Origin of the sequence: Faecalibacterium gallinarum (genome assembly GCF_022180365.1) — a bacterium.
Lineage (GTDB): Bacteria > Bacillota > Clostridia > Oscillospirales > Ruminococcaceae > Faecalibacterium > Faecalibacterium gallinarum.
Map to the genome: position 1 here is coordinate 1 of NZ_BQKV01000030.1, position 4,268 is coordinate 4,268.

The window sequence follows — 4,268 nt, forward strand, 5'->3', positions numbered from 1 at the left end:
TGTGAATTATCTTGAGTATTACAACAACCGCAGAATTAAGACAAAACTAAAGGGCTTGCCGCCTGCTATTCACAGACAACAAGCCCTTTCGGCTGCTTAAACAATGTTTGCTTTCAAATATTGTCTAACTTTTTGGGGTCACTTCACTTCCGGCTGAGCGGCGGGTTTTTCTTCTTTAAATACTCGGCTGGCCAGGAAGGGCAGGAACAGGGCGCCGTACATCACAGCCGAGAGCAGGATATCCCACCAGGTATAGACCTGGTTGCCGATGTTGGCGGCGCCGGTCCAGACGACGATCATGTTGTTGTTCAGGTAGTGGAGCAGCACCGGCACCCAGATATTCCGGTCGCTGACCTCATACCCAAAGGTGAAGAAGATGCCCAGGGTGATGCAGACGATGATCTGGGCCGTCAGGCTCTGGAGCGAGGTCTCGGGGCTGTAAAAGAAGAGGTTCAGGGGCAGATGCCAGAACCCCCACAGCACCCCCAAGAGCAGGACGCCGCGGCGGCGGCCGAACCGCTGCTGCAACACCGGGGTCAGGTAGTACCGCCAGCCGTACTCCTCCCCGAAGAAGGGGATGAAGCAGAGGAAAAAGTTGGGCACCAGGGCGATCAGGTTCACCCAGGGAACAATGGTCTGCCAGTAGGCCAGGTACTCGGCCCAGTATTCCGGGCCGGAGAGGGCTGCCGAGAGAAAGACCATGGCGGTCTTGAGGGCGAGAAAGACCAGGCAGACCCAGGCCGCCGTCCGCAGTTTGCCCCGCCAGCGCAGGCCGTAGGCTTCCCGCTTGTGTTTTTTATCGGTCAGCAGGAGAATCCAGCCCAGCACCGAGGCGCCGATCACCACCAGATTGATCCAGAGCAGCCAGGCCGGGCTGGGCATCAGGACCGAGAGCAGGCTCATCACCAGGCAGGCCGCGGTGGAAAGGATGTGGAGCAGATAGAACCGGCGGGGCAGGTCGGGGCGGCGAGCCAGCAGATAGGCCAGCATTACACCCGCCGCCGGGTAGAACATCTGGGCGTTGGCAAAGATACTGGTATCACCGCCCGACCGCTGGGCGATCCCCAGGGGGATGCCCATCAGATAGGGCACCGCGAAGGCCACCACCAGAAAGATAGTCAATTCCCGTTTGGTTGTTTCAATCTTCGGATTCATGGTTTTCCTCCTCTGTATTTTCCAGCTGCTGATGGCGTTTTTTGTACATTCCCACCGTCACTTGCAGGGCGAAAAAGACCAGCAGCCCGGTGAACGCGCCAGCGATCAAAGCCCCCGGCCAGTAGCTGTTTCGAAGAAAAGTCAGCACCGCCACGGCGCCGCCACCGATCAGCGCCCCGGCCAGATTGGCGGCGAGGGTAGGCCGGAAATGCCTGTCCCAGATGCCGTTGCGGATGCACTCCGTCACCATGTAAAGGGAGACCAGCAGGTGGAGCAGCAGCTCCCCCAGGATCGCGTTGGGGGAAATACCGATAAACCCCTGGAACGCGATCAAGGCCAGCAGACCCCACCAGAGCAGCCAGAAACTCCGGCTCTCGATTTTGCGCAGGGTCTGCTCCTGCATCTCATCCAACTGGTTTTGTTTTTGATAGAAATTCAGCTTCATCCTCATTCCTCCCAGAAAAGATCGTCCAGCGTCTTATCCAGCGCCTTGCAGATGCTGCGGCAGAGGTTGATGGTGGGGTTGTATTCCCCCTTTTCGATGGCGTTCACCGTCTGGCGCGAGACCCCCACCGCCGCCGCCAGGGCTGCCTGGGTCATATCCTTTTCGGCCCGGGCCGCTTTTAACTTCAGATTCTTCGGCATCTCGGCCTCCTTTCTGCCGTCGGACTCTGAGATGGTTTCTCATTGGCTGGAGTATAACATATCCTTTCCATATTGTCAACTATATATTACTTTTTGTCCATTAAATTCTTCGTGCAATCTTTTATCGAAAGGCCGTCCCGGGGCTTGTGCTGCCTGGTGGATCTTCCCTTTCGGCTCTCCGGGTGCTACAATAGAATTGTTATGACCATCCCGGGCGGCGGGCTAGAACCGCGGGCCCCGGCCAACAAAGGAAACGGGGGAATTTTCTTGGAGTTTTACGGAACCATCGGCCCGGCCTGCGCCGATCTCGAGACATTGCGGCAGATGGCGGCCGCCGGGATGACCGGCATACGGATGAACCTCTCCCACGGGTCGCTGGCCGATCACGCCGACTGGCTGGACCTGATCCGTCAGGCGGGGATCCGTCAGCTGCTGATTGATTTGCAGGGGCCGGAGCTGCGGATCGGGGTTCTGGCCGAGCCGATTCGCCTTTCCATCGGCGAGGGCCTGCGGCTGGGGGCCGGAGGTGTGCCCTGCCCCGCGCCTTTGATCCAGGCAGTCCAGCCGGGGCAGAAGCTCCTCTTGGACGATGGCAAGCTGCTGGCCAAGGTGGACGCAGCGGAGGCGGACGCCCTCCGCTGCACCGTGCTGCGGGGCGGGCTGCTCCAGAGCCGCAAGAGCATCGCCGCGCCGGGGGCGGTGGTGGACTCCCCCACCCTGACTGCCGAGGACCTGGAAAATCTGAAAGCCGCGAAAAAATGCGGCGTCACCGGGGTGATGCTGCCTTTTGTGCGGGGGGCGGCGGACATCCGGGCCCTGCGGGCCGCCCTGGCCGAGGCCGGGGGCGAAACCATCCGCATCTTTGCCAAGGTGGAGAACCTGGCCGGGGTGAACGCCCTGCCTGAGTTTCTGCCCCTGGTGGACCAGGTGGTGATCGCCCGGGGAGACCTGGGCAACGCTATGCCCCTCTGGCAGCTGCCCGCCTGCCAGAAAAAGCTGTCGGCCGCCTGCCATGCGGCGAAAGTCCCCTTTATGGTGGTGACCCAGCTTTTGGACAGCATGTGCGAACGGGCTGTCCCCACCCGGGCCGAGGTCTCGGACATCTACAACGCCGTCCTGGACGGGGCGGCCAGCCTGATGCTCACCGGCGAAACCGCCGCCGGGCGCTACCCGGTGCAGGCCATGGAGTATCTGGTCCAGACCGCCCGCACCGCCCTTTAATCTTACATAAAAAGCACAAAACCGCAGGGAGCCAGCCGGCCCTCTGCGGTTTTTGTTTTGGCATCCGGTGCCAAAAACACAAAAAATTTACAGTTTATTTGTTGACCGATCAGTCTGTTTTTATATAATAGACCATGCAGTCAACTTTTTCAGGAGGTTTCCCCCATGAACCAACAAGAGAAAACCAGAAAGACCCGAAAGCGGATCCTCACCGCGGCGATCCTGGAGTTTGGCAGCAAGAGCTACGATGCCGCCTCCATCAACAACATCTGCGAATCCGGCCAGATCTCCAAAGGGCTGCTCTATCACAATTTCAAGGGCAAAGATGACCTCTACCTCCACTGTGTAAAGATCTGTTACGAACAGCTGACGGATTATCTGCTGGCACAGCCTCTGGACCCTCAGGACCCCCGGAAAAATTTTCAGCAGTTGCTGGACTGCCGGCAGCAGTTTTTCTCCGAGCACCCCTGTTACGCCAACATCTTTTTTAATGCGGTGCTGCAGCCGCCCAAACATCTGGTGAATCAGCTGGCCGATGCCCGCCGCCGTTTCAACGACTGCGCCCAACAGTTCTATCTGGATTTGCTGGGCAGTCTCACCCTTCGGGACGGGATCTCCCGGGAGACCGCGATGGAATATGTTTCCCTCTGTCTGGAGGCGTTCAACGGGTATTTCCGCCGGAAAGCGGACCAAAACGGCAGCTATCAGGATCTGATCCAGGACCATGAAGGCAAGTTGTCCCGGGTCTTCGATATCATGCTCTACGGCCTCACCAAAGAGGCCTGAGCCGTGGGGCTTTTGCCCAAGGGTTCATTTTCCCGGGGCGGCCTTTCGGATGGGCTGGCTGATCGCCGACATGGCCCTTGGCCCCCACCCTTTTTCTGCGTCTGTTCCGCCTACCGGGCCGGCGCAGACCCCTGTCATTGCTTGCTCCCCTCTCACATGGATTGAATATACCTCCGCAAAAAAGAGCAGACAGCCCGCCGGCCGTCTGCTCTTTTTCTTTTGTCTCAGGTCAGCCGGGCCAGAAGCCCCTGGCAGCCCTCCAGTACATCCTGCCAGGTCTGTTCAAAGTCCCCGGTGTACCAGGGGTCGGCCACATTTCAAAGGCCGCCAGCTACCCGCTGGACGGGGATTTTTCAAAATTTCTTTTGCCTTAGTAATCCGGGCAACAGGATTTTGGCAACCGGCGGGGCAGAGAATTTTTCCTTTCACTCCCCACACCACCGCTCTTAGAAATTTGCCAA

Annotated in this window: 6 protein-coding genes and 1 pseudogene; 3 read left to right on the top strand and 4 right to left on the bottom strand. The window is 58.9% G+C overall.

From position 1 onward, the window contains the following. The coding region (locus JCM17207_RS05170) for an IS3 family transposase (RefSeq protein ID WP_238316351.1) at positions 1–100 on the top strand (100 nt) is incomplete at its 5' end. A 38-nt stretch (positions 101–138) separates the two neighbouring features. Here JCM17207_RS05170 and JCM17207_RS05175 read toward each other — a convergent pair. From JCM17207_RS05175 to JCM17207_RS05185, 3 genes are read right to left on the bottom strand one after another with little or no spacing between them, the layout of a single operon-like run. Continuing rightward, positions 139–1,155 carry a CPBP family intramembrane glutamic endopeptidase gene (locus tag JCM17207_RS05175; protein ID WP_238316563.1) on the bottom strand — a complete coding sequence of 339 codons (1,017 nt, stop codon included), beginning with the start codon at positions 1,153–1,155 and terminating at the stop codon, positions 139–141. Continuing rightward, on the bottom strand, positions 1,139–1,600 hold the full coding sequence (locus JCM17207_RS05180) for a DUF6773 family protein (RefSeq protein ID WP_238316564.1): 462 nt from the start codon (positions 1,598–1,600) through the stop codon (positions 1,139–1,141). The genes JCM17207_RS05175 and JCM17207_RS05180 overlap by 17 nt, the downstream gene beginning before the upstream one ends. Before the next feature lie 2 nt (positions 1,601–1,602). Continuing rightward, positions 1,603–1,800, bottom strand: coding sequence for a helix-turn-helix transcriptional regulator (locus JCM17207_RS05185; protein ID WP_238316565.1), 198 nt, complete (start codon positions 1,798–1,800; stop codon positions 1,603–1,605). 267 nt (positions 1,801–2,067) lie between these two features. On the opposite strand from JCM17207_RS05185, the gene JCM17207_RS05190 reads away from it, so the two are divergent. Both JCM17207_RS05190 and JCM17207_RS05195 read left to right on the top strand, forming a co-directional pair. Beyond that, positions 2,068–3,021: a pyruvate kinase gene (locus tag JCM17207_RS05190; RefSeq protein ID WP_238316566.1), complete on the top strand. Its 954-nt coding sequence runs from the start codon at positions 2,068–2,070 to the stop codon at positions 3,019–3,021. A gap of 165 nt (positions 3,022–3,186) precedes the next feature. Next, on the top strand, positions 3,187–3,807 hold the full coding sequence (locus tag JCM17207_RS05195) for a TetR/AcrR family transcriptional regulator (RefSeq protein ID WP_238316567.1): 621 nt from the start codon (positions 3,187–3,189) through the stop codon (positions 3,805–3,807). A 224-nt stretch (positions 3,808–4,031) separates the two neighbouring features. On the opposite strand, the pseudogene JCM17207_RS05200 reads toward JCM17207_RS05195, so the two are convergent. Continuing rightward, positions 4,032–4,121 (bottom strand): annotated as a pseudogene (locus JCM17207_RS05200) (low molecular weight protein-tyrosine-phosphatase); the annotation flags it as partial. Positions 4,122–4,268: the final 147 nt, after the last annotated feature.

Coding starts and splice junctions, on each gene's coding strand:
- JCM17207_RS05175 (WP_238316563.1), bottom strand. CDS start 1,155: ATGAATCCGAAGATTGAAACAACCAAACGGGAATTGACTATCTTTCTG.
- JCM17207_RS05180 (WP_238316564.1), bottom strand. CDS start 1,600: ATGAAGCTGAATTTCTATCAAAAACAAAACCAGTTGGATGAGATGCAG.
- JCM17207_RS05185 (WP_238316565.1), bottom strand. CDS start 1,800: ATGCCGAAGAATCTGAAGTTAAAAGCGGCCCGGGCCGAAAAGGATATG.
- JCM17207_RS05195 (WP_238316567.1), top strand. CDS start 3,187: ATGAACCAACAAGAGAAAACCAGAAAGACCCGAAAGCGGATCCTCACC.